We start from the raw sequence: 20,717 nt of genomic DNA, 5'->3' as shown, positions 1-20,717 counted from the left end.
CGCCGGTGAAACCCGGCGGCCCGTTTCTGCTTCCTGGGGAATGCCCACGGCTGCCTGGGGGTTGGGCTTGCGGCGCCTCCAACCCCCTGAGGGGCGCGGGGAACTGCGCGAGCGGCCACCCACAACCCGCAGACAAAGACCGGGCCCCACCAACACGCTCCGGTACGGATGCGACACAACATGTGGGGGCGCCAACAACTCCCGGCACAAGATGTATGCTCGTGCTCGCTGTCGCCGCAGGGGAATCCGGTGCAAATCCGGAACTGTCCCGCAACGGTGTACTCGTACGCATTTGCGTACCTGGTCAGTCCGAGGACCTGCCGACAGCGCGCCCTGGCCGTCCGGTCCGGGTGCCAGACGTCCGGGCCTCGCGGAATGGGCATGTGGACGCGGCGTACCCCCGAGGGGGTGTGTCCGTGTGCCCGCGCACTTCCCCAAGGCCCCGTGCCGAGCGAGGAGTGCCCCCACGTGACCATCGCCCCTGCGGATCCCGCCTCAGCGATCGCCGAAGAGCCGGCCGATGCCCCCGGGACCGCGCTGCTGCGGACCCTGACCGACCTCACCGCCGATCTGCCGGACACCGACCCCGGCCGTGTCGCCGCCGCCGCGCTGCGCGGCCGCAACGCGCGCTCGGACGAGGCGGAGCTGCGTGGGCTCGCCACCGAGGCCGCCGCCGGTCTGATCTCCGAGGACCCGGCGTACTCCCGCCTCGCCGCCCGGCTGCTGACGGTCACGATCGCCGACGAGGCCGCGACCCAGGGCTCGGTCTCGTTCTCCGACTCGGTCGAGGTCGGCCACCGCGAGGGCCTGATCGCGGACCGCACCGCCGACTTCGTACGGCTGCACTCGGACCGTCTGGACGCGCTGGTCGCCGCCTCCCTCGCGGAAGGCGCCGACGATCGCTTCGGCTACTTCGGCCTGCGCACGCTCTACTCCCGCTACCTGCTGCGGCACCCGATCACCCGCCAGGTCATCGAGACCCCGCAGCACTTCATGCTCCGGGTCGCGGCGGGTCTGGCCGAGGACGACTCGGTGCGCGCGCTCGACGAGGTCGCCTCGCTGTACGGCCTGATGAGCCGGCTCGACTACCTGCCGTCCTCGCCGACGCTCTTCAACTCCGGTACCCGCCACCCCCAGATGTCCAGCTGCTACCTGCTGGACTCCCCGCTGGACGAGCTGGACTCGATCTACGACCGCTACCACCAGGTGGCACGTCTGTCGAAGCACGCGGGCGGCATCGGCCTCTCGTACTCCCGCATCCGCTCGCGCGGCTCGCTCATCCGGGGCACCAACGGCCACTCCAACGGCATCGTCCCGTTCCTGAAGACGCTGGACGCCTCCGTCGCGGCCGTCAACCAGGGCGGGCGGCGCAAGGGCGCGGCCGCGGTCTACCTGGAGACCTGGCACTCCGACATCGAGGAGTTCCTGGAGCTGCGCGACAACACCGGTGAGGACGCCCGGCGCACGCACAACCTGAACCTGGCGCACTGGATCCCGGACGAGTTCATGCGCCGTGTGGACGCGGACGGCACCTGGTCGCTGTTCTCCCCCGCCGACGTGCCGGAGCTGGTCGACCTGTGGGGTGACGAGTTCGACGCCGCCTACCGCAAGGCCGAGGCGGCCGGTCTCGCCCAGAAGACGATGCCGGCCCGGGACCTGTACGGCCGGATGATGCGCACCCTGGCGCAGACCGGCAACGGCTGGATGACCTTCAAGGACGCCTCCAACCGCACCGCCAACCAGACGGCGGAGCCCGGCCACACGGTCCACTCCTCCAACCTCTGCACCGAGATCCTTGAGGTCACGGACGACGGCGAGACGGCCGTCTGCAACCTCGGCTCGGTCAACCTCGGCTCCTTCGTGCTCGCCTCCGGCGAGATCGACTGGAAGCGCCTGGACGAGACCGTCCGTACGGCCGTGACCTTCCTGGACCGGGTCGTCGACATCAACTTCTACCCGACCGAGCAGGCCGGCCGCTCCAACGCCAAGTGGCGTCCGGTGGGCCTGGGCGCGATGGGTCTCCAGGACGTCTTCTTCAAGCTGCGCCTGCCCTTCGACTCCCCCGAGGCGAAGGCGCTCTCCACCAAGCTGGCCGAGCGCATCATGCTCACGGCGTACGAGGCGTCCTGCGACCTCGCCGACCGCAACGGCCCGCTCCCGGCCTGGGACAAGACCCGCGCGGCGCGCGGCGTGCTGCACCCCGACCACTACGACGTCGAGCTGAACTGGCCGGAGCGCTGGACGGCGCTGCGCGAGCGGATCGCCTCGGTCGGCATGCGCAACTCGCTGCTGCTCGCGATCGCCCCGACCGCGACCATCGCGTCCATCGCCGGTGTCTACGAGTGCATCGAGCCGCAGGTCTCCAACCTGTTCAAGCGCGAGACGCTCTCCGGTGAGTTCCTCCAGGTCAACGGCTACCTGGTGGAGGACCTGAAGAAGCTCGGCGTGTGGGACGCGCAGTCCCGCGAGGCGCTGCGCGACGCCAGCGGCTCGGTGCAGGACTTCAGCTGGATCCCCGCCGATGTGCGCGCGCTCTACCGCACGGCGTGGGAGCTCCCGCAGCGCGGTCTGATCGACATGGCGGCGGCGCGCACGCCGTTCCTGGACCAGTCGCAGTCGCTGAACCTGTTCCTGGAGACGCCCACCATCGGCAAGCTGTCGTCGATGTACGCGTACGCCTGGAAGCAGGGTCTGAAGACCACGTACTACCTGCGCTCGCGCCCGGCGACCCGGATCGCCCGCGCCGCCCAGGCCGCCGCCCCGATCCCCGTCCAGCAGGCGGCCCCCGACGCCGACGCGATCGCCTGCTCCCTTGAGAACCCCGAGTCCTGCGAGGCCTGCCAGTAATGACCACCAACTCCGAGAAGAACCTTCTCGACCCGGGCTTCGAGCTGACCCTGCGCCCGATGCGCTACCCGGACTTCTACGAGCGCTACCGGGACGCCATCAAGAACACCTGGACGGTGGAGGAGGTCGACCTCCACTCCGACGTCGCCGACCTCGCCAAGCTCACGCCGGGCGAGCAGCACATGATCGGCCGCCTGGTCGCGTTCTTCGCGACGGGTGACTCGATCGTCTCCAACAACCTGGTGCTGACGCTCTACAAGCACATCAACTCCCCCGAGGCGCGGCTCTACCTGAGCCGTCAGCTCTTCGAGGAGGCCGTGCACGTCCAGTTCTATCTGACGCTGCTCGACACGTATCTGCCCGACCCGGACGACCGCGCCGCGGCGTTCGACGCGGTCGAGGAGATCCCCTCCATCCGCGAGAAGGCGCAGTTCTGCTTCAAGTGGATGGACTCGGTCGAGAAGATCGACCGGCTGGAGACGCAGGCCGACCGCCGCCGCTTCCTGCTCAACCTGATCTGCTTCGCGGCGTGCATCGAGGGCCTGTTCTTCTACGGCGCCTTCGCGTACGTGTACTGGTTCCGCAGCCGGGGCCTGCTGCACGGCCTCGCCACCGGCACCAACTGGGTGTTCCGCGACGAGACGATGCACATGAACTTCGCCTTCGAGGTCGTGGACACCGTCCGCAAGGAGGAGCCGGAGCTCTTCGACGACCAGCTCCAGCAGCAGGTCACCGACATGATCAAGGAAGCGGTGGAGGCCGAGCTCCAGTTCGGCCGCGACCTGTGCGGCGAGGGCCTGCCGGGCATGAACACCGAGTCGATGCGCGAGTACCTCCAGTGCGTCGCCGACCAGCGCCTCCAGCGCCTCGGCTTCGCCCCGGTGTACGGCTCGTCGAACCCGTTCTCGTTCATGGAGCTCCAGGGCGTCCAGGAGCTCACGAACTTCTTCGAGCGCCGCCCGTCCGCGTACCAGGTCGCGGTCGAGGGCTCGGTGGGCTTCGACGAGGAGTTCTAGCCGTACGTACGCGAAGGGGCCCCGCACCACACCGGTGCGGGGCCCCTTCGCGTGCGTCAGGGTGAGCGTCAGGCGTTCGGGACGACCGGGTAGCGCGGGGTGTTCTCTTCCATCTGACGCAACGCGTCCTTGCGGTCGCGCTTGGAGAGGCGGTCGATGTACAGGTACCCGTACAGGTGGTCCGTCTCGTGCTGGAGGCAGCGGGCGAAGTAGCCGGTGCCGCGCACCCGGATCGGGTTGCCCTCGGCGTCCTGGCCGCTGACCTCGGCGTAGTCGGGGCGGGCCAGCTCGGCGTAGGCCGTCGGGACGGACAGGCAGCCCTCGTTGGACTCGTCCAGGACCCGGCGGTCGGCCGGCAGCTCCTGAAGGACCGGGTTGCACACGACGCCGACGTGGCGCACGCCCTCGTCGTCCATGCAGTCGTAGACGAAGACCTTGAGGTCGACGCCGATCTGGTTGGCGGCCAGGCCCACGCCCTCGGCGGCGCGCTGGCTGGCGAACATGTCGTCGATCAGCTGCGCCAGCTCGCCGTCGAACGCGGTGACGTCCTTGCACTCCTTGTGGAGCACGGGGTTGCCGACGACCGTGATCGGACGGGCGGTGCCCCGCTCGCGGTACGCCAGCTCGCGCGCCTCGCAGTCCTCCGTGTCGACGACGAACCCGTCGTTCACGACCTGCTGGTCCGTCTCCTGCTGCGACATGTCCGCCGTACGCCTTCCTGAAAACCCGATTCCGAACCCGTACAGCCTAGGGCCTGTCCGGGGGATCTGGTTGGCCCCGGCTCGGGAAGCCGTTTCGGTGCTGGTGAGCGGGGGGGCTGGCGCGTCCAGCTGCAAGGCGGAGGAGGGCGTCGACGCGGAGCGTCGGCAACCGACGACAACGCCGCAGATGGGCGTGCCAGCCCCCCGCGTGCCGACCAGATCCGCCGGACAGGCCCTGAGGGCACGGTCAGCAGACTTCTTCGAGATCCCGCCACTCGCGGCTGTCGGGGCTGTCCGCGACCCAGCCGTCGAGCAGCCCGCGCACCAGGCCGGGCGGCGCCGCGATACCGCATTCGCGCTCCGGCACCCACAGGTCCCCGGCCGTGCGGTGGCCCAGCGGGCCCGGGTGGCCCGGCTCGCTGTGGTCGTGCGGGTCGAGGTGCTCGCCGTCGCCCTCGTCGCTGGGCATCCGCGACTCCGAGCAGGCCCGGCACAGCAGCCGCACCGACGAGGACCAGTCCTCGGCGGCGAAGCCCGCGTCGGCCGCGAGCCGCTCAAGGGCGTCCCGGTCGGCCTCGGTGGCGGCCTCCAGGAGCACCACCCAGGTGGGCACCGGCGAGGGCGCCCAGAGCTCGATCTCGTCGAAGACGGGGAAGGAGGGCCCGGCCGCGACCGTCCGCTCGCCGTGCGGCACCCCGTCGTGCAGGACCACCTCGCCCCAGCGCCGCCCGGAGGACGGCAGCGGGATCGACAGGACCTCGATCCGTGCCGGGTCCAGCCTGCGGCCCCACACCACCTCGGCCTCGCCCTCGGGCGAGAGCCGCACGGCCGCGCTGCCCAGCTCCATGCCGGACGGCTCGGCGGTGCCGGTGGCGGTCTCCTGGTAGCCGCGCACCTTGAGGCCGTACGCCTGCCAGGCGCGGCGGGCCAGCGGCCAGTCCTGGAGGGCGGTGGCGGCGATCCCCACGTTCCACCAGTCGGGGGCCCCGGTCTCCTTGTCGAGCAGCGCGACGGCCCGCAGGCCCGCGGCCCGCGCCTGTTCCCAGTCGTGCCGGAACTTGTGGAGCAGCGCCAGGTTGAACCAGGACTCGGAGAGCCAGGGTTCCAGGTCCGCGGCGCGCGTCAGCAGCGCGCCGGCGTCTTCGTACCTGCCGTCGCCGATCAGCGTGAACGCACGGTCCGTGGCCTGCCGCCACGAGGCGGAGGGCCGGTGCCGTCCCTTGCCGAAGATCCTCACGATTCCCGCCTGCCCAGACCGGCCTGCCTCCGAGCCGGTCTTACGGTCTCCCAGTTTTCTGGGTTCTTTCGCATCCAACCATGCCCGGCCGGAAGGCCGCTCATTACTCCTGGGTTACCCAGGTGCCGCCAGGGTCAGACAGCCCCTGGCCAGGACGCGTGCGAGCGATTCGACGACCTCGGGCTGGTAGTCCCGGCCGGTGCCGAGCCGCAGCTGCTCCAGGGCGCTCAGGGAGCTCCCGGGGCCGCCCGGGGAGCCCGCCAGGTCGTCGTAGGCGTTGACGGTGCGCACGATCCGGGCGGGCAGCGGCTGCTCGCGGTACGGGTCGGCCTGCCGCTCCACGATCACCGCGACCTCGGCGGGCACCCCGGTCTGGCGCACCACGGCGCCGCCGAGCAGCGCTATCCGGCGCTGCTCGGCGGCGGGCAGCCGTGCGGTGGCCCCGGCGGGCACCGGGTCCACCAGCGAGAGCTGCCCGATGTCGTGCATCAGGGCCGCGTACTCAAGGACGGTCAGCTCGGACTCGGAGAGCCCCAGCTCGCGCCCCACGGCCCGGCTGAGCACCGCGACCCGGCGGGCGTGGCCCGGCTGGGTGTACCCGGCGATCTCGGTGGCCCGGGCGAGCGAGGTGATGGTCTGCCGGTAGGTGGTGCGCACCGCCGCGTACCGGCGGAACGCCAGCTGGGTGAGGAGCAGCGGCACGCAGAACAGCGGCAGCGCCCACAGCCCCGCCACGGCGACCGCGAGCGCGATGACGGCCCCGGTGGCGCAGACCGCCGAGCCGACGCCGACCAGCGCGCGCAGCTCGTCGCGGAGCAGCGGGCCGTACGGGAAGGAGGTGCGGGCCCGCACCAGCGCGGCGGCCACGACCGCGTCGCACAGCGCGGTGAGCACCAGGACGAGGAGCAGGAAGAGCGCGTAGTACGGGCCGTGCCCGACCCACAGACCCAGGGTGCCGGAGTTGTAGAGCGGCTGGAAGCAGGCGGCGGCGAAGGCGACGGTCAGCACCCGCCGGGCCACCCGGTCCAGGGCCGGGCCCCGGCCCAGGGCCACGTGCGGGACGGCGCCGACCAGGGCGGCGGCGAGGACGACGGCGACGGCCTGGAGGACACCGTGGTGGGTGGCGTGCCCGGCGTTCTGGCCGAGCAGGGCGTACGCGAGGGCGCCCGCCGAGCCGAGCGGCGCGGACTCCCGCTCCTCACCCGGGGAGCCCCAGCGGGCCAGCTCCCCGACGGCGACGAGGGCCCCGAAGGCGAGCGCGACCCCGGGCTCGACGACCCCGTACCAGAGGGTCCACGCCAGCGCCCAGACGGTGAGCGCGGCGGCGGCCCCGTACACCCCGGCGACGGTGAACGGCAGCGGACGCGCTTCGGCGGGGGTCATGCGTGCCCGGCCGGGGCGGCGTCGCACGCCGGGACGTTTCCTCGTCCGCCTCCCCCGCCCCGGTCCGGCTCGTCCGCCGTCACCGCGGGGTGCCAGCCGTGCCGGTCGAGCGCGCGCACCAGCGCCCGCACGATCGCGGGGTCGAACTGGCGCCCGGCGCACCGCTCCAGCTCCTCGACCGCCGCCCCGACCGGCCGGGCGCGGCTGTAGGAGCGGGTCGAGGTCATCGCGTCGAAGGCGTCGGCGACGGCGACCACCCGGGCGAACTCGGGGATCTGGGGACCTGCCAGGCCGTACGGATAGCCGCTGCCGTCGAGCCGCTCGTGGTGGTGCAGGATCGCGGCGCGCGCCTCGCCGAGGAAGCCGATCCCGCGCACCATCTCGTGGCCGTACTCGGGGTGCAGCTCGATCACCGCGCGCTCCTGCGGGGTGAGCGGCCCGTCCTTGCGCAGCAGCCGGGTCGGCACCCCCAGCTTGCCCACGTCGTGCAGGATCCCGGCGAACCGCAGCACCTCCAACCGGCTCCCCTCCATGCCGAGTTCCCGGGCGATCAGCACGGAGGCGAGGCCGACGCGCTCGCTGTGGCCGCGCGTGTAGGTGTCCTTGATGTCGACGGCCTGCACCAGGGCCCGGATGGTGGCCTGGTGGGCGGCGTGCTCGCGGTGGTACTGGGCGAAGACCCAGCACGAGATGTACATCGGCAGCAGCACCAGGAGGGCGGCGGGCGGGCCGTACGGGCTGCGCCAGAGCACGGCCATCATCAGCCCGGCGAGCCCGTGGACGCAGTACGGGGCCAGCGAGCTCAGCAGCAGCCCGCGCCAGGCGGTGCGGGCGGGCAGCCGCTCGGCGGTCCACAGGATCAGCCCGTCCAGCACGGCCAGGACCGCGCAGAAGACCAGCGCGGCCGCCCCGGCGGGCAGCAGGACGTACGGGAAGTCGGGGGCGAGGGCCGCCGGGGTGCCGCCGAGCGACGCGCGCCCGCCGAACCGCTCGTGCACCTCGGCGGCGGCGCCCACGGCGAGCGCCAGCTGGGCGGCGCGCCAGACGCGGCGCGGGGCCCGGGGCGGCTGCTCGACCCGGCCGAGGAGCGCGCCGGGGACGGCGGCCAGCGCGGCGGCGGCGGGCGGCAGCAGGAACGCGGCGGCGAGCAGGACGGGGAAGAAGGAGCCGGCGCCGGTCGGGACGGTGACCCATCCCCAAGCTCTCAACTTCGTTCGAGCAGGGGAGACCCCCTTGGCGGGGAAGGGGCAGCGCGCGGGCCATTCACAGAGCGCGTACAGACCGGCGAGCAGCCCGAACGCGCCCCAGGGGACGCTTCCGCGCGCCACGGGTAACGCGCACGCCCCAGCGGCCACGACGGCGCCCAGCAGAACGGCGCGCGCCCCCCAGGGCAGGGCCCGCCGCTGCGGTCCGTCCATGGCACGCCTCCCTCCTGCTCCGGATCGGGAGGATAGGCCCGCGCGGGACGGCGAGTAGGCGCATTGTCGGATTGAACCGTCCCGGTCCGGCCGGATTAGCACCTTCGAGTGACCTCGGAGAGGCCTCGGAGAGACGTCGGGAGACCTTCGAGAGACCTTGAGAGACCTTCGAGACACAGAAAAAGGACCGCACCCCGTGGTTGCGGCCCTTCCTGTGGAACGGTGAACTGTTCCCCGAACTGTTCCCGGCTCAGCTCTCGGCGACGATGTCCTGGTCCGGCACGGCCTGCCCGGAGCGGATCAGGTCGATCCGGCCCATGACCTTGGACCGCAGATCGGCGGGGACGTCGTCCGACCCGCAGCACCGCTTGACCAGCTTCTTCACGGCCTGCTCAAGCCCGTACTTCTCCAAGCACGGCGAGCATTCCTCGAAGTGCACCTGGAACTTGTTGCAGTCGCTGTCGGGCATCTCGTGGTCGAGAAACTCGTAGAGATGGTCCAGGACCTCAGAGCAGTCCGTCTCGTGCGGCTCTCCGCAGCTCATGAGCCCGAGCCTTTCGCTTCGTCCGACTCGCCGGCACCGGCCGGGACGAGCCCGCGGTCACGGGCGTAGTCCTCCAGCATTCCGCGCAGTTGGCGGCGGCCCCGGTGCAGCCGGGACATCACCGTACCGATGGGTGTACCCATGATGTCCGCGATCTCCTTGTACGCAAAGCCCTCTACGTCCGCCAGATACACGGCGATACGGAACTCCTCGGGGATCGCCTGGAGCGCTTCCTTCACATCGGAGTCGGGCAGGTGGTCCAGCGCCTGCGACTCGGCCGACCGCAGTCCGGTCGACATGTGCGACTCCGCGCGCGCGAGCTGCCAGTCCTCGATCTCCTCGGCGGCGCTGCGCTGGGGTTCGCGCTGCTTCTTCCGGTACGAGTTGATGAAGGTGTTGGTGAGAATCCGGTAGAGCCAAGCCTTGAGGTTGGTGCCCTCCCGGAACTGGTGGAAGGAGCCGTACGCCTTCGCGTAGGTCTCCTGCACCAGGTCCTCGGCATCGGCGGGGTTGCGCGTCATGCGCAGCGCGGCCGAGTACATCTGGTCGAGGTAGCCGAGGGCATCCCGCTCGAAGCGCGCGTTTCGCTCGGCGGTCGACTCTTCCGCGTGGTCGTCGTCGGTCCCTGTGACCGGACCCACCTCCTCGAACGGTGTGGCGAGTCCGAAGCTGGACCCACTCGAATCGGAGGATAGACGACGATCCGGTCCGCCCGCCGCTCGAATAGGAGCGGTCTTCGCCGCCGACAGCACGGTCCACTCAAGGTCAGCGGCGCGCGAGCGGCCGGGGCAGATGGTCGAACCCATGCGACGGACTCCCTCTCCACGAAATACCAGGCCTACGGATGTTTACGTCCGTCACAACAGCGGTCCGGTACGCGGCATTCCCGGGAGCTCGTCGGCCCACCGCCCCACCGCGTCGGCGATGATCCCCAAGGCCTCGTCCTGGCTGAGGGGGGCGCGCTTGGGGATGGCGAACCCATGGTCCCCAAAGGGCACTTCCACGAGCTCGTACTTGCCCTCCTCCCCCTCCGGGAACTCCTCCGGCCGCCCGAAGGGATCGTTCCCGCCCTGTACGACGAGGGTGGGCACCCCGGTGCCGAGCAGCTCGTCCGCGCGGGACTTCTCGGGGCGGCCGGGCGGGTGCAGCGGGAAGCTCAGCGCGAGCACGGCGTGCGCGCCGAGCTCACCGGCGGTCCGGCAGGCGACCCGGGCCCCGGCGCTGCGCCCCCCGGCGACGACGGGCAGCCCCGACGCCGCGAGGGCGGGCCACACGGCCCGCCACCCCACGTCGAGCGTCTTGGGCGCGGGCGCCACTTTCTTCCCGGCGACGCGCCAGGGCTGCTCGACGAGGGCGACGCCGAGGCCGCGGCCTGGCAGCGCGGAGGCGATGGCCTGAAGATCCCGCGCTTCGACGCCCCCACCGGCGCCGTGCCCAAGGGCGAGCACGAGCCGGGCGTCCGCCGCGTGATGCCAGGTGATCCGGGCGTCCCCGGCGGGCGTCTCGATGAGCTGGGTCTGGGTCTGGGTCACGGGTCCCATCCTGCCGGGCGTGGCTTCGTCCGCGGGGCTGCCCGTCCGGGGGGCGTGTCCGCGGGGCTGCCCGTCCGGGGGGCGTGTCCCGGGGGGCGTGTCCGGGGGGGCGTGTCCGGGGGGGCGTGTCCGTCTGCGGGTTCGGTGGGGGCTGGTCGCGCAGTTCCCCGCGCCCCTGAAGGCAGCAGGGGGCCCGGCCACATTTCAGCCACTCCGGCGTGCGAGGAGCCATCCCGGCCCTTCGGTATTTGAGGAGCGGGGCACAGGGGCCGCAGGCCCCGCCCCTTCAGGGGCGCGGGGAACTGCGCGACCAGCCACCCACAGCCCGCAGGCGAACGGGGACGAGGGCGCAGCCCAGGTAACCCACCCACCCCCGTGCCGGGGTAGGGGGCGGAGCCCCGAAGCGGGGTGCAGGGGCACAGCGCCAGCGCGGAGGTACCGGGGGCCGCAGGGCCGCAGCCCCAACGCGGGGGTCCCGGGGGCCCAGCCCCAGCACGGAGGGACCCGGGGCCCCAGCCCCGGCGCGGAGGGCACCGGGAGCGCAGCCCGTAAGCAGGGCACCGGGGCCGCAGCCCCGTAAGCAGGGTGCAGGGGCCGCAGGCCCCGCGACGGGGTCCGGGGGGCGTAGCCCCCGGGAGAACCAGCTCAGCCCCCACCCACCCCCGGAGGCCACGCGGTGGAGCCGCGCATGTCACAGCGGGAAGGGGCGGGGTGGGGGCCAAAACCCCCGGCTAAAACAGCGTCGGCTCCTCCGGCGCCGCCCGTTCCTCCACCAGCTCCGGCCCGTTGTTCCGCACATTGCTGACCGCCGTGGAGACGGCGTACGCCCGCATCAACCCCTCCGCCGGCGCCGAAAGCAACCCCCGAAGCTCCTCCACCCCCGTAAGGGACGGATCCAGCCAAGCCCCCCACCGAGACGGCGGCAGCATCAGCGGCATCCGGGGATGGATCGCCGCCAGCGACGACGGCCCCTCCGCCGGAGCGACACCCAGCGGCCCCGTCTCCGCCTCGGTCGTGATCACCGAGCACGTCGCCCACCAGGCCCCGGGATGGTCGTCCGGCAGCGAACGGTCGCGCCAGAACTCGTACAGCCCGGCCATGGCGAACACCGACCCGTCCGCCGGCGAGATGAAGTACGGCTGCTTGCGCGCCCGCTTCTTCTTGCCCTCGACCTCCAGCTCCCGCTCGTCCGCCCCGGTGACCCACTCGTAGTAGCCGTCCGCCGGGATGATGCAGCGGCGGGCCGCGAAGGGCCGGCGGTACGACGGCTTCTCGTGCACCGTCTCCGCCCGCGCGTTGATCATCCGCGCCGCCCCCTCGGGCGAGCTCGCCCAGGACGGCACGAGCCCCCACTTCAGCTTGCGCAGCTGGCGAACCGGACGGCGGTCGTCCGCGTCTTTCAGGGGACGTTCGAGGACCGCGTAGACCTCTTTGGTCGGGGCCACGTTCCAGTCGGGCGCCAGCGTCTCCCGCGGATCCGGGTCCCACTTCTCTATTTCAAAGATTTCCGCGAGATCCTCGGGACCACGACTCGCTGCATACCTCCCACACATGACAGTCACACTGCCACGCGGCAGCCGATCAAGAGGAGCCGTCCCGGAAATGGCCGACGAAATGCCCGACCTGCACATCTTCGGCACCCAGGCCGCACCCGCCCAGTGGCTGGTAATCGCCACCGGGATAGCCGCCCTCGCCGTCGTCCTCCCGCACGGCGTCTGGCGGGTCTCGCGCAACGCGATCACCATCGCCCACGAGGGCGGCCACGGCCTGGTCGCGCTGCTCACGGGCCGCCGCCTGGACGGCATCCGGCTGCACTCCGACACCAGCGGCCTCACCGTGAGCCGGGGCCGCCCGACCGGCCTCGGCATGATCCTGACCGCCGCCGCCGGCTACACCGCTCCCCCGCTGCTCGGCCTCGGCGGTGCCTGGCTGCTCGCCGCCCACCACGTCACCCTGCTGCTCTGGCTCGCCACCGCCCTGCTGCTCGTGATGCTGGTGATGATCCGCAACGCGTACGGCGTGCTCACCGTGGTCCTCAGCAGCGCCGCCTTCCTGCTGGTGTCCTGGCTGACCTCGCCCGATGTGCAGTCGGCGTTCGCGTACGCGGTGGTGTGGTTCCTGCTGCTGGGAGGTGTACGGCCGGCCTTCGAGCTCCAGGGCAAGCGGCGCAGGCACAACAGCGACGCCGTCAAAGACACAGACGCGGACCAGCTCGGGCGGCTCACCCACGTACCACCGGCACTCTGGCTGTTCCTCTTCCACGCCGTATCGATCTGCTCGCTCATCGGCGGCGGACGGTGGCTGCTCGGACTCTAGGTTCTCCCCCCACTAAAGTGAGAGCCATGACCGAAACGCCCGTGCACCCCGCCCTCTGGCCCGCCCCTGTCGCAAGCGGAGCCGTCGACGCGACGGTCACCGTGCCCGGATCCAAATCGGTCACCAACCGTGCGCTGGTACTGGCCTCGCTGGCCGCCGAGCCCGGCTGGCTGCGCCGCCCCCTGCGCTCCCGCGACACCCTGCTGATGGCCGAGGCGCTGCGCGCCCTCGGCGTCGGCATCGAGGAGACGGTATCGTCCAGCTCCTCCGTCGCGGGCGGCCCCGACTGCTCCGGCGAGGCCTGGCGCGTGATCCCGGCCGGTCTGCACGGCCCGGCCACGATCGACGTCGGCAACGCCGGTACGGTCATGCGCTTCCTGCCCCCCGTCGCGGCCCTCGCCGACGGACCCATCCGCTTCGACGGCGACCCCCGCTCGTACGAACGGCCCCTGAACGGTGTGATCGACGCGCTGCGCGCGCTCGGCGCCCGCATCGACGACGACGGCAGGGGCGCGCTCCCGCTCACCGTGCACGGCGGCGGCGCCCTCGACGGCGGCCGGGTCCGGATCGACGCGTCCTCCTCGTCCCAGTTCGTCTCCGCCCTGCTGCTCTCCGCGCCCCGCTTCAACCAGGGCGTGGAGGTGCGGCACATCGGCGCCTCGCTGCCGTCCATGCCGCACATCCGGATGACCGTCGACATGCTGCGCTCGGTCGGCGCGCAGGTGGACGAGCCGGAGACCGGCGGCGAGCCGAACGTGTGGCGGGTCTCGCCGTCCGCGCTGCTCGGCCGCGATCTGACGGTCGAGCCGGACCTCTCCAACGCCCAGCCGTTCCTGGCGGCCGCCCTGATCACCGGCGGCAGGGTGACCGTCCCGGACTGGCCGGAGCGCACCACCCAGCCGGGCGACCAGCTGCGCCGGATCTTCACCGAGATGGGCGGTTCCTGCGAGCTCACCGCCCGGGGACTGGTGTTCAGGGGCTCCGGCTCGATCCACGGCATCGACGTGGACCTGAGCGAGGTCGGCGAGCTCACCCCGGGCATCGCGGCGGTCGCGGCGCTCGCCGACTCGCCCTCGACGCTGCGCGGCGTGGCCCATCTGCGGCTGCACGAGACGGACCGCCTGGCGGCCCTCACCAAGGAGATCAACGAGCTCGGCGGCGACGTCACCGAGACCGCCGACGGTCTGCACATCCGCCCGCGCCGGCTGCACGGCGGCATCTTCCACACGTACGACGACCACCGGATGGCCACGGCCGGGTCGATCATCGGCCTCGCCGTCGAGGGCGTCCAGATCGAGAACGTGGCGACGACCGCGAAGACGTTGCCGGACTTCCCGCGGATGTGGACCGGGATGCTGACCGGGGCCGGAAACTGAGCGGGGCCTGAGCAGATGCGCCGCTACGGCAAGAACCCCGACGAGGACGACATCCGGGTCCGCCCCAACCGCAAGGGCAACCGTCCCCGCACCAACATCCGCCCCAAGCACGAGGACGCCTCGGAGGGCATGGTCCTCACCGTCGACCGGGGCCGCCTCACCTGCCTCGTCGGTGACCGCACGATCCACGCCATGAAGGCCCGTGAACTGGGCCGCAAGGCCGCGGTGGTGGGCGACCGGGTCATGATCGTCGGTGATCTGTCCGGTGACAAGGACACTCTGGCGCGCATCGTGCGCATCTCGGAGCGCAGCTCGGTGCTGCGCCGCACGGCCGACGACGACGACCCGTTCGAGCGGGTGATCGTCGCCAACGCCGATCAACTGGCCATCGTCACCGCGCTCGCCGACCCCGAGCCGCGCCCGCGCATGATCGACCGCTGTCTGGTCGCGGCGTACGACGCGGGGCTCTCGCCGCTGCTCGTGCTCACCAAGTCGGACCTCGCCTCGGCGGACGAACTCCTGGAGAACTACGGGGCGCTGGGCGTCCCCCATGTCGTCACCTCCCGCGAGGAGCTCTACAACGGCGACGCGGCGGACCGGGTGTGCGAGCAACTCGACGGCAAGGTCACCGCCTTCGTCGGCCACTCCGGCGTCGGCAAGACGACGCTGGTCAACGCGCTGGTCCCGGAGGACCGCCGCCGGATCACCGGCCAGGTGAACGCGGTCACCGGCCGCGGCCGCCACACCACCACCTCCGCGCTGGCGCTGCCGCTGGCCAGCGAGCACGGCGGCTGGGTGATCGACACCCCGGGCGTACGGTCGTTCGGCCTGCACCACGTCGACCCGTCCCGGGTCATCCTCGCCTTCCCGGATCTGATGCCCGGCACCGAGAACTGCCCGCGCGCGTGCAGCCACGACGAGGCGGAGTGCGCGCTCGACGCCTGGGTGGCGGAGGGGCACGCCGACCCGGCCAGGCTCTACTCGCTGCGCCGGCTGCTCGCCAGCCGGGAGCGCCACGAGGGCGACTGACGGGCGGCCCGTGCATAATCGCGTCTAGGGCCTGTCCGGCGGATCTGGTCGGCTTCGGCCCGGGACGCCTTTTCGGTGCTGGTGAGCGGGGGGCTGGTACTTCCCCAAGCTCTCCACTTCGTTCGAGCAGGGGAGACCCCGTGCGAGGCGGAGGAGGGCGACATGGCGGAGCCATGGCAACCGACGGCAACGCCGCAGGGGGTCCCCCTGGCCCTCAAGGCCTTGAGGGAGGGCGTGCCAGCCCCCCGCGTGCCGACCAGATCCGCCGGACCGGCCCTGGCGATGACGAACAGTCACCTATGTTGTGGGAGGCACTGGACATGGCGTGGCTGCTGGTGGTGGTCGCCGGGATCCTGGAGACGGGGTTCGCCGTCTGTCTCAAACTGTCGCACGGCTTCACCCGGCTCGGCCCGACCATCGCCTTCGCGGCTTTCGCGCTCGGCTCGTTCGGTCTGCTGACCCTCTCCCTGAAGAAGCTGGACGTGGGTCCGGCGTACGCGGTGTGGACCGGCATCGGCGCGGCGGGCACCGCGATCTACGGCATGGTCTTCCTCGACGACGTGGTCTCCACGCTGAAGCTGGTGTCGATCTCGCTGGTGATCGTGGGCGTGATCGGCCTCCAGATCTCGGGCTCGGCGCACTGAGCCACGAGCACTCCGCTTCCCGGGTTACGACGCCGGCCGCACCGGCGTGCGGGCGAGCACCGCGCGGATCTGGGCCGCATGCCCGCCCCCGCCGTGCGCCCCGGGCAGTCCCGGATCCGGCGCCATGACGTACGAGAGGGCGAGCCGCACCACCGTCTCGCAGCAGCGCGCCAGCTCCACCGGCTCCACGGCGGGCAGTTCCTTCTCCAGCGCCGCGAGCGAGCGGTCCCGTACCGTCGCCACCAGCTCGGACGGGCCCGGAACCCCGGCGTCCGCGCGCCGCTGCGCCGGTACGGGAGAGTGCGCGCCGAGCGGGCGGCGGGCGCGCGGGGCGGGCAGCCGCTCGCCCCAGCAGCCGGTGAGCAGCGCCCGCACCAGCGCGCTGGTGCGGGCCGAGCGCACGGTCCACTCGGCGAGCGCGACCAGCCGGTCGGCCGGGGCCGCCCGCTCGGCGAGGACGCGGTCGACCCCGCGCAGATAGACGTCGGCCTCGCGCCGCACCAGGGCGCGCGCGAGGCCCTCCTTGCTGCCGAACTCGTTGTAGAGGGTCTGCCGGGACACCCCCGCGGCCGAGGCCACGTCCACCATCCGCACCGTCGGCCAGGGCCGTGTGGAGAGCGCGGAGAGACTGGCGTCCAGTAGGGCTTCTCGCGCTGTGGGCATCGCGGCTCCCCGGGCGATGGGGGTCCCCCTGCTCCTTGAGAGCCTGGGGGAGCTCGTCCTCAGGGTTGACGCGTGCCCCGGCACTGTCAATAGCCGGGGCGGGCGGTACGGGTACGCCGGCCGGTGTCCGCATCCCGGGCCATGTGGTCGCCGGAGGTGCTGGTCGATACGGTGGTGGCCATGCCCGACTACCACGATGATCTGCGTCTCGCCCACGTCCTCGCGGACGCCGCCGACGCCGCCACGATGGACCGGTTCAAGGCGCTCGACCTGAAGGTCGAGACCAAGCCGGACATGACGCCGGTGAGCGAGGCCGACAAGGCCGCCGAGGAGCTGATCCGCGGCCATCTCCAGCGGGCACGGCCACGGGACGCGGTCCTGGGCGAGGAGTACGGCCTGGAGGGCACGGGTCCGCGCCGCTGGGTGATCGACCCGATCGACGGCACCAAGAACTACGTGCGCGGGGTGCCGGTCTGGGCGACGCTGATCGCGCTGATGGAGGCGGGCGAGGGCGGCTACCGGCCGGTGGTCGGCGTGGTGTCGGCGCCCGCCCTGAACCGGCGCTGGTGGGCGGCGAAGGGGCACGGCGCCTACACCGGCCGCAGTCTGTCGCAGGCGACCCGGCTGCGGGTCTCCAGTGTGTCGCGGCTGGCGGACGCGTCGTTCGCGTACTCCTCGCTGAGCGGCTGGGACGAGCGCGGCAAGCTCGACGAGTTCCTGGATCTGACCCGGGCGTGCTGGCGCACGCGCGCGTACGGCGACTTCTGGCCGTACATGATGGTCGCGGAGGGGTCGGTGGACATCTGCGCCGAGCCGGAGCTGTCGCTGTGGGACATGGCGGCGAACGTGATCGTGGTGCAGGAGGCGGGCGGCGTCTTCACCGGTCTGGACGGCCAGGAGGGCCCGCACAGCGGCAACGCGGCGGCCTCCAACGGCCTGCTCCACGACGAGCTGCTGAACTACGTGGGCACGGCGGACTGAGGCGCGGCCCCGGCGCGGTCGCGCGGCTGAGGCGCGAGAGGGGCGTGGGTCATACTTTTACGCGCCCCTCAACTGACCTCTACCACCCTCTTGTTGACGCGCAAGCCTGATGCGACTCTAGGAGTCCCCCCACTTGTGAACTTGTGAATCCGTTCTCGTTATCCCGTACTCCCGTACGGGACACGGGGGTTCACCAAGGAGGTGGCTCCATCCATGCTCGTCCGTGACGCCATGAGCACGGTGGTCCTCACCATCGGACCCGCGCACACCCTCCGCCAGGCGGCCCGGCTGATGGCCGCGCGCCGCGTCGGAGCGGCCGTCGTCCTCGACACCGACACCAGCGGGCTCGGCATCCTCACCGAGCGCGACATCCTCAACTCCCTGGGCCAGGGCCAGGACCCGGACCGCGAGACCGCGAGTACGCACACCACCACCGACGTCGTGTTCGCGGCGCCGGGCTGGACCCTGGAGGAGGCGGCCGACGCGATGTCGCACGGCGGCTTCCGTCATCTGATCGTCCTCGACGGGGACGGCCCGGTCGGCGTGGTCTCCGTCCGGGACATCATCCGCTGCTGGGCCCCCAGCCGCCGCCACCCGGCCGAGCTGGTCGGCTGAACCGCCCCCGCCCCCGCCCCCGCGCACGCGCACGCGCACGCGCAGAGGGCCGGGCCCCCGCGGGGATCCGGCCCTCTGGCTGCCTACGACAAGCGATCCAGTGCTGTTCAGCCGCGCAGTGCCTGGACCGCGGCCTCCAGCCGCTTGCCGAAGTCTCCGTCCGCCTTGCGGAAGTTGTCGATCGCGCGCTCGGCGATGTCGTCGCGCGAGACCTTGGCGATGAAGCCGGAGAGGTTCTCGATCAGCCGGGCCTTCTCGTCCTCGGAGTACATCCGGTAGAGGTTGCCCGCCTGGACGAAGTCGTCGTCCTCGGCGTGGACCGGCGCCGCGTGGTTGCCCGTCGCGCCGGTGACCGGAACCGGCTGCCACAGCGGACGGTCCGTCTGGCGCGGGCCGCCGAAGCTGTTCGGCTCGTAGTTCTTCGCGCCCTTGTGGCGGCCGTCGTAGAGATAGCCGTCGCGGGAGTTGGTGCGCGCCTCGGTGGCGTGCGGGCGGTTCACCGGCAGGTGGTCGGCGTTGATGCCGACGCGGTAGCGGTGCGCGTCGCCGTACGCGAAGAGGCGGCCCTGGAGCATCTTGTCCGGGGACGGGCCGATGCCGGGCACGAAGTGCGCCGGGCTGAAGACGGACTGCTCGACCTCGGCGAAGATGTTCTCCGGGTTGCGGTTGAGCTCCAGCTTGCCGATCTCGATCGGCGGGTAGTCCGCGTGCGGCCACACCTTGGTGAGGTCGAACGGGTTGAAGCGGTAGCCCGCGGCGTCGGCGGCGGGCATGATCTGCACCTGCACCGTCCAGCTCGGGAACTCGCCGCGCTCGATGGCCTCGCGCAGGTCGCGCTGGTGGCTGTCCGGGTCCTCACCGGCGAGCTTGTTGGCCTCGGACTGGGTGAGGTTCTTGATGCCCTGGTCGGTCTTGAAGTGGTACTTGACCCAGAAGACCTCGCCCGCCTCGTTGTTCCACTGGTACGTGTGCGAGCCGTACCCGTTCATGTGGCGCAGCGTGGCCGGGATGCCGCGGTCGCCGAAGAGCCAGGTGACCTGGTGCGTCGACTCGGGGCTCAGACCCCAGAAGTCCCAGACGTTGTCGGCCTCCTGGGAGCCCGTGTACGGGTCGCGCTTCTGGGTGTGGATGAAGTCGGGGAACTTGATGGCGTCCCTGATGAAGAAGACGGGCGTGTTGTTCCCGACCAGGTCGTAGTTCCCCTCCTCCGTGTAGAACTTCAGCGCGAAGCCGCGCGGGTCGCGCACGGCGTCGGCCGAGCCGAGGTTGCCGGCGACGGTGGAGAAGCGCAGGAACGTCTCGGTCTGCTTGCCGACCTCGGAGAGGAACTTCGCGCGCGTCCACTGCGAGACGTCACGGGTCAGCGTGAACGTGCCGTACGCACCCGCACCGCGCGCGTGGACTATGCGCTCCGGGATGCGCTCCCGGTTGAAGTGCGCGAGCTTCTCCAGGAGGGCCTGGTCCTGGACCAGCACGGGACCGCCGATGCCCGCGGTCTCGCTGTTCTGGTTGTCGGCCACCGGCGCGCCGGCCTCCGTGGTGAGCGGTCCGTGCGTCACGTGCGCCTCCTGCGTCATTACTGCGAGTCCTGTCCCTTGGCGTTTGCCGTTTCCGATCCTACAATGGACATTGTCTAAGTCAAGTGACCATCCAAAGTCACACCCGTTCGGGATACCGCTCCCCCGGCTGTTAGGCTGGCCCTTATGAGTGACCTGTTGGAACGACTTCGCGGACGCGGCTGGCGTATGACCGCACAGCGGCGCGTCGTGGCCGAGGTCCTCGACGGGGACCACATGCACCTGACGGCGGACGAGGTCCACGCGCGCGCTGTGGCGAAGCTCCCCGAGATCTCCCGCGCGACCGTCTACAACACACTGGGCGAGATGGTGACGCTGGGTGAGGTCATCGAGGTCTCCACGGACCGCCGCGCCAAGCGGTACGACCCGAACGCGCACCAGCCCCACCAGCACCTGGTCTGCGCCCGGTGCGGCGCGATCCGCGACGTCCACCCCACCGGCAACCCGCTCTCCGACCTCCCCGCGACGGAACGCTTCGGCTTCACGATCTCGGACGTAGAGGTCACGTACCGGGGGATCTGCCCGAACTGCACGACGGCCTAGAGGGCGGCCGGCGGGACGGCGGCGGTCGCGTGAGCTGCGCCTTCCCGTTTCCCGTGGTTACGTGTGGGCTGCGCCTTCCCGTTTCCCGTGGTGGGTGGGCATGCGTGCCGCAAGGGCGGAACTGAACCGGGTGGGCACCAACACCCACCGGCCTGCACCCGGAAATGACTCAGGGCCCGGATCCATTCGGATCCGGGCCCTGAGTACTTTGGTAGCGGGGACAGGATTTGAACCTGCGACCTCTGGGTTATGAGCCCAGCGAGCTACCGAGCTGCTCCACCCCGCGTCGGTGAAC

Annotated in this window: 19 protein-coding genes, 1 tRNA gene and 1 riboswitch; of the genes, 9 read left to right on the top strand and 11 right to left on the bottom strand. The window is 71.6% G+C overall.

All coding sequences use genetic code 11. The features are described from left to right. Positions 1 to 198: 198 nt before the first annotated feature. Positions 199 to 340, top strand: a riboswitch (cobalamin riboswitch). 128 nt (positions 341 to 468) lie between these two features. Both ACFWA7_RS11370 and ACFWA7_RS11365 read left to right on the top strand, forming a co-directional pair. Then, positions 469 to 2,847 carry a ribonucleoside-diphosphate reductase subunit alpha gene (locus tag ACFWA7_RS11370; RefSeq protein WP_385822449.1) on the top strand — a complete coding sequence of 793 codons (2,379 nt, stop codon included), beginning with the start codon at positions 469 to 471 and terminating at the stop codon, positions 2,845 to 2,847. Beyond that, complete coding sequence (locus ACFWA7_RS11365) at positions 2,847 to 3,863, top strand: ribonucleotide-diphosphate reductase subunit beta (protein WP_385534096.1); 1,017 nt, start codon at positions 2,847 to 2,849, stop codon at positions 3,861 to 3,863. The genes ACFWA7_RS11370 and ACFWA7_RS11365 overlap by 1 nt, the downstream gene beginning before the upstream one ends. Before the next feature lie 68 nt (positions 3,864 to 3,931). Here the strand turns inward: ACFWA7_RS11365 and def are convergent, their stop codons facing one another. From def to ACFWA7_RS11325, 8 genes are all read right to left on the bottom strand, one after another. Further along, positions 3,932 to 4,564 carry a peptide deformylase gene (def, locus tag ACFWA7_RS11360; RefSeq protein ID WP_385822447.1) on the bottom strand — a complete coding sequence of 211 codons (633 nt, stop codon included), beginning with the start codon at positions 4,562 to 4,564 and terminating at the stop codon, positions 3,932 to 3,934. A 247-nt stretch (positions 4,565 to 4,811) separates the two neighbouring features. After that, positions 4,812 to 5,801 carry a tetratricopeptide repeat protein gene (locus ACFWA7_RS11355; protein ID WP_371654610.1) on the bottom strand — a complete coding sequence of 330 codons (990 nt, stop codon included), beginning with the start codon at positions 5,799 to 5,801 and terminating at the stop codon, positions 4,812 to 4,814. Between the two features lie 114 nt (positions 5,802 to 5,915). Next, positions 5,916 to 7,184 (bottom strand): HD-GYP domain-containing protein, encoded by a 1,269-nt coding sequence (locus ACFWA7_RS11350; RefSeq protein WP_385822463.1) that lies wholly within the window; start codon positions 7,182 to 7,184, stop codon positions 5,916 to 5,918. After that, a complete protein-coding gene (locus ACFWA7_RS11345; protein WP_385822445.1) occupies positions 7,181 to 8,602 on the bottom strand; it encodes an HD-GYP domain-containing protein in 1,422 nt (473 codons plus the stop codon). Before ACFWA7_RS11345 ends, ACFWA7_RS11350 begins: the two co-directional genes overlap by 4 nt. Positions 8,603 to 8,852: 250 nt before the next feature. Further along, positions 8,853 to 9,146, bottom strand: a complete 294-nt coding sequence (gene rsrA, locus ACFWA7_RS11340) for a mycothiol system anti-sigma-R factor (protein ID WP_385534082.1) — start codon at positions 9,144 to 9,146, stop codon at positions 8,853 to 8,855. Continuing rightward, positions 9,143 to 9,787, bottom strand: a complete 645-nt coding sequence (locus ACFWA7_RS11335) for a sigma-70 family RNA polymerase sigma factor (RefSeq protein ID WP_385534079.1) — start codon at positions 9,785 to 9,787, stop codon at positions 9,143 to 9,145. Before ACFWA7_RS11335 ends, rsrA begins: the two co-directional genes overlap by 4 nt. 216 nt (positions 9,788 to 10,003) lie before the next feature. Then, positions 10,004 to 10,687 carry an alpha/beta family hydrolase gene (locus ACFWA7_RS11330; protein ID WP_385534076.1) on the bottom strand — a complete coding sequence of 228 codons (684 nt, stop codon included), beginning with the start codon at positions 10,685 to 10,687 and terminating at the stop codon, positions 10,004 to 10,006. Positions 10,688 to 11,409: 722 nt separating this feature from the next. Continuing rightward, on the bottom strand, positions 11,410 to 12,231 hold the full coding sequence (locus ACFWA7_RS11325) for an SOS response-associated peptidase (protein WP_385534073.1): 822 nt from the start codon (positions 12,229 to 12,231) through the stop codon (positions 11,410 to 11,412). 49 nt (positions 12,232 to 12,280) lie between these two features. Between ACFWA7_RS11325 and ACFWA7_RS11320 the strand changes: the two genes are divergently transcribed. The 4 genes from ACFWA7_RS11320 to ACFWA7_RS11305 all read left to right on the top strand — a co-directional run bounded on the left by ACFWA7_RS11320 (position 12,281) and on the right by ACFWA7_RS11305 (position 16,043). Beyond that, positions 12,281 to 12,994, top strand: a complete 714-nt coding sequence (locus ACFWA7_RS11320; RefSeq protein WP_385822443.1) for a M50 family metallopeptidase — start codon at positions 12,281 to 12,283, stop codon at positions 12,992 to 12,994. Positions 12,995 to 13,020: 26 nt separating this feature from the next. Next, complete coding sequence (gene aroA, locus ACFWA7_RS11315) at positions 13,021 to 14,370, top strand: 3-phosphoshikimate 1-carboxyvinyltransferase (RefSeq protein WP_385822441.1); 1,350 nt, start codon at positions 13,021 to 13,023, stop codon at positions 14,368 to 14,370. A 15-nt stretch (positions 14,371 to 14,385) separates the two neighbouring features. Continuing rightward, the gene (gene rsgA, locus ACFWA7_RS11310; protein ID WP_385534064.1) at positions 14,386 to 15,399 is read left to right on the top strand and encodes a ribosome small subunit-dependent GTPase A; all 1,014 of its coding nucleotides are present in this window, start codon (positions 14,386 to 14,388) and stop codon (positions 15,397 to 15,399) included. A 320-nt stretch (positions 15,400 to 15,719) separates the two neighbouring features. Further along, entirely contained in the window at positions 15,720 to 16,043 is a 324-nt protein-coding gene (locus ACFWA7_RS11305; protein ID WP_329401624.1) for a multidrug efflux SMR transporter, read from the top strand. A gap of 24 nt (positions 16,044 to 16,067) precedes the next feature. On the opposite strand, the gene ACFWA7_RS11300 is transcribed toward ACFWA7_RS11305, so the two are convergent. Continuing rightward, entirely contained in the window at positions 16,068 to 16,706 is a 639-nt protein-coding gene (locus tag ACFWA7_RS11300; protein ID WP_385822439.1) for a TetR/AcrR family transcriptional regulator, read from the bottom strand. A 180-nt stretch (positions 16,707 to 16,886) separates the two neighbouring features. On the opposite strand from ACFWA7_RS11300, the gene hisN reads away from it, so the two are divergent. Continuing rightward, a complete protein-coding gene (hisN, locus tag ACFWA7_RS11295; RefSeq protein ID WP_385534058.1) occupies positions 16,887 to 17,687 on the top strand; it encodes a histidinol-phosphatase in 801 nt (266 codons plus the stop codon). A gap of 213 nt (positions 17,688 to 17,900) precedes the next feature. After that, on the top strand, positions 17,901 to 18,302 hold the full coding sequence (locus tag ACFWA7_RS11290) for a cyclic nucleotide-binding/CBS domain-containing protein (protein WP_385534055.1): 402 nt from the start codon (positions 17,901 to 17,903) through the stop codon (positions 18,300 to 18,302). A 107-nt stretch (positions 18,303 to 18,409) separates the two neighbouring features. Here the strand turns inward: ACFWA7_RS11290 and ACFWA7_RS11285 are convergent, their stop codons facing one another. After that, positions 18,410 to 19,879 (bottom strand): catalase, encoded by a 1,470-nt coding sequence (locus ACFWA7_RS11285; RefSeq protein ID WP_385534053.1) that lies wholly within the window; start codon positions 19,877 to 19,879, stop codon positions 18,410 to 18,412. Positions 19,880 to 20,005: 126 nt separating this feature from the next. Between ACFWA7_RS11285 and ACFWA7_RS11280 the strand changes: the two genes are divergently transcribed. Further along, complete coding sequence (locus ACFWA7_RS11280; RefSeq protein WP_385534050.1) at positions 20,006 to 20,422, top strand: Fur family transcriptional regulator; 417 nt, start codon at positions 20,006 to 20,008, stop codon at positions 20,420 to 20,422. Between the two features lie 209 nt (positions 20,423 to 20,631). On the opposite strand, the gene ACFWA7_RS11275 is transcribed toward ACFWA7_RS11280, so the two are convergent. Then, positions 20,632 to 20,708, bottom strand: a tRNA-Met gene (locus tag ACFWA7_RS11275). Positions 20,709 to 20,717: the final 9 nt, after the last annotated feature.

The sequence above is a fragment of the Streptomyces sp. NPDC059994 genome (genome assembly GCF_042737755.1).
Taxonomy (GTDB): domain Bacteria; phylum Actinomycetota; class Actinomycetes; order Streptomycetales; family Streptomycetaceae; genus Streptomyces.
The sequence above is the reverse complement of the archived record's forward strand: the minus strand, read 5'-3'. Positions and strand labels throughout refer to the sequence as shown.

Coding starts and splice junctions, on each gene's coding strand:
- rsgA (WP_385534064.1), top strand. CDS start 14,386: ATGCGCCGCTACGGCAAGAACCCCGACGAGGACGACATCCGGGTCCGC.
- ACFWA7_RS11320 (WP_385822443.1), top strand. CDS start 12,281: ATGGCCGACGAAATGCCCGACCTGCACATCTTCGGCACCCAGGCCGCA.
- ACFWA7_RS11345 (WP_385822445.1), bottom strand. CDS start 8,602: ATGGACGGACCGCAGCGGCGGGCCCTGCCCTGGGGGGCGCGCGCCGTT.
- ACFWA7_RS11305 (WP_329401624.1), top strand. CDS start 15,720: ATGGCGTGGCTGCTGGTGGTGGTCGCCGGGATCCTGGAGACGGGGTTC.
- ACFWA7_RS11290 (WP_385534055.1), top strand. CDS start 17,901: ATGCTCGTCCGTGACGCCATGAGCACGGTGGTCCTCACCATCGGACCC.
- ACFWA7_RS11300 (WP_385822439.1), bottom strand. CDS start 16,706: ATGCCCACAGCGCGAGAAGCCCTACTGGACGCCAGTCTCTCCGCGCTC.
- ACFWA7_RS11365 (WP_385534096.1), top strand. CDS start 2,847: ATGACCACCAACTCCGAGAAGAACCTTCTCGACCCGGGCTTCGAGCTG.
- ACFWA7_RS11325 (WP_385534073.1), bottom strand. CDS start 12,231: ATGTGTGGGAGGTATGCAGCGAGTCGTGGTCCCGAGGATCTCGCGGAA.
- aroA (WP_385822441.1), top strand. CDS start 13,021: ATGACCGAAACGCCCGTGCACCCCGCCCTCTGGCCCGCCCCTGTCGCA.
- ACFWA7_RS11285 (WP_385534053.1), bottom strand. CDS start 19,879: ATGACGCAGGAGGCGCACGTGACGCACGGACCGCTCACCACGGAGGCC.
- def (WP_385822447.1), bottom strand. CDS start 4,564: ATGTCGCAGCAGGAGACGGACCAGCAGGTCGTGAACGACGGGTTCGTC.
- ACFWA7_RS11330 (WP_385534076.1), bottom strand. CDS start 10,687: ATGGGACCCGTGACCCAGACCCAGACCCAGCTCATCGAGACGCCCGCC.
- hisN (WP_385534058.1), top strand. CDS start 16,887: ATGCCCGACTACCACGATGATCTGCGTCTCGCCCACGTCCTCGCGGAC.
- ACFWA7_RS11280 (WP_385534050.1), top strand. CDS start 20,006: ATGAGTGACCTGTTGGAACGACTTCGCGGACGCGGCTGGCGTATGACC.
- rsrA (WP_385534082.1), bottom strand. CDS start 9,146: ATGAGCTGCGGAGAGCCGCACGAGACGGACTGCTCTGAGGTCCTGGAC.
- ACFWA7_RS11350 (WP_385822463.1), bottom strand. CDS start 7,184: ATGACCCCCGCCGAAGCGCGTCCGCTGCCGTTCACCGTCGCCGGGGTG.